Here is a 2,286-nt window from a genome sequence, read left to right as displayed (position 1 = left end):
AGCTAAAAAATAGAGATATATAGTAATTCCCATACTAGCGATGTATAAAATTTTAGGTTTGAGGGAACAGGGAACAGGGAATAAAAAGACAATAATGATAACTGTATCTCACTACCATGAGAAACGTTATAGTAGAAGGAATAATCTTGCGTTGTCTGAGTTTTCAGCTTTTGATCTGTCCTAATCTTTCCTTTGATTGATATATTAAAAGGTATTAATAGAAAGCAAAGGTATCTAAATTTATTGAAAAATTATCTAAGCCGAAAAAAGGAATAAAAGCAAAGTGACCGCTCTACTTTCATCTAATAATTGAAATATCAAACTAGAGCATTTTACCAAACAACTTCAAGCATACCTAAAAAATGCAGAGTAATATTTATCTATAGCAGTCTTTATTACTACTCTTGAATGATGGAATAGCTGTTTGGTTAGCACTTCGCAGGAGAAATAATCAAATATTAATCATCAACCTTATCTCCGAGATAACTAAACGCCTTCTTCCTTCTTCTCTCTTCCTTCTTCCTTCTTGAAATAATTTAAATTTTGATAAAAGTATTATTTACTCATGTCTGAATATAATTTACTGATCGGAAAAATTCTACGTCAACGTTATCACATTATTGACAAATTAGGCAAAGGTGGTGGGTTTGGTGAAACTTATCTTGCAGAAGATTTAGATATACCGGAAATTCCTAAACGAAAGTGTGTTGTCAAGCGACTAAAACCGACACAAAAAAATTTAGAAATTGATAGATTATTTGAGCAAGAAGGTCGGATTTTAAATAAATTAGGAAGGCATCGTCAAATCCCAACTTTATATGCTTATTTTGAATATGAAGGAGAATTTTTCCTAGTTCAAGAACTTATAGTAGGTCACGATTTAACTATAGAAATGAATTCCTATTGGAGTGAGGTTCAAATCATCAAATTTTTAACAGATATTCTGGAATTACTGAATTTTATTCATCAAAATAATGTAATTCATCGGGATATAAAACCGGGAAATATTATGAGGCGAAAAACTGATGGAAAATTAGTCTTAATTGATTTTGGGGCAGTTAAAGAAGTTAGTACAATAGTAGTTGGTAAGTATGGGGAATTTACCAGCACTATTACCATTGGAACTCGTGGTTATATGCCTGTGGAACAAATACAAGGTAGACCCCAATTTGCTAGCGATATTTATGCCGTTGGAGTAACTGCAATTCAAGCTTTAACAAGAAAAATTCCCCAAATATTTCCTCAAAATAGCTATGGAGAAATAAACTGTAAAAGACTTTTTTTCTTTTCCGATGTCAGTGATGAGTTAGTTAATTTTTTAATAAAAATGGTAAGAGTTGACTGGCATCAGCGCTACCTAAATGCTAAAGTTGCTTTGGCAGAATTATCGAATATTACATCAAATTTAATAAGATTGAGAGAAAAGATATGCTATGCACCTACGGCACCTACTCCTAGTCCTTCGAGACGTACTCCTAATCAGTTCAGACGTATTATTCCCAATATAGAACTACCTTCTGGTCAAGTGCCTCTAAATTCTCCTTTTTATATTGAGCGATCGCCTATCGAATCAGAATGTTTTCAAGCTATTGAAAAACCAAACGCATTAGTTAGAATTAAAGCGCCTCGACAGATGGGAAAAAGTTCTTTATTATCGCGAATTTTAGCTCATTCTAGTCAGCAAGGTCATCGAACAGTTTATCTAAATTTTCAAACTATAGATGCAGAATTTATCGAAAACTTAGAGAAATTTTTGCAGTGGTTTTGTGTAAGTATTAGCGACGAATTGGATTTAGAGGAACAGTTAGAAAAATATTGGAAAAAAGTCTTAGGAGTGAAAAAAAGGTGTACAAAATATTTCTCAAAATATTTGCTTGCTGAAATTAAAACTCCCATAGTTTTAGGATTAGATGAAGTTGACCAACTTTTCCAAAATCCCGATTTAGCAACAGAATTTTTTGCTTTATTACGCGCTTGGCACGAACAAGGTAAAAATCATCCTGATTGGCAAAGATTACGATTAATAATTGTTCACTCCAAGGAGGTTTATATTCCTCTAAATATTAATCAATCTCCCTTCAATGTGGGATTAGGAATTGAGTTACCAGAATTTAACTTAGAACAGGTCAAAGATTTAGTAAGAAGACATGGTTTGAATAGGTCTGAAGAACAAATAAAAAAACTAATAGAAATGTTAGGAGGACATCCCTATTTAATACGTCTAGCACTTTATGAAATAGCCAGAGGAAAAATGACTTTAGAGCGACTTTTAGAACTTGCACCAAC

1 protein-coding gene is annotated in these 2,286 nt (G+C 32.6%); it reads left to right on the top strand.

Translation table 11 applies throughout. The annotated features are described in order from the left end of the window. Window positions 1–565 precede the first annotated feature (565 nt). On the top strand, window positions 566–2,286 hold a 1,721-nt coding region (locus AC3DU7_RS25545; RefSeq protein WP_488042091.1), incomplete at its 3' end, for an AAA-like domain-containing protein.

It is taken from the genome of Okeania sp. (assembly GCF_983059655.1).
This window is presented reverse-complemented; position numbering and strand designations above follow the sequence as displayed.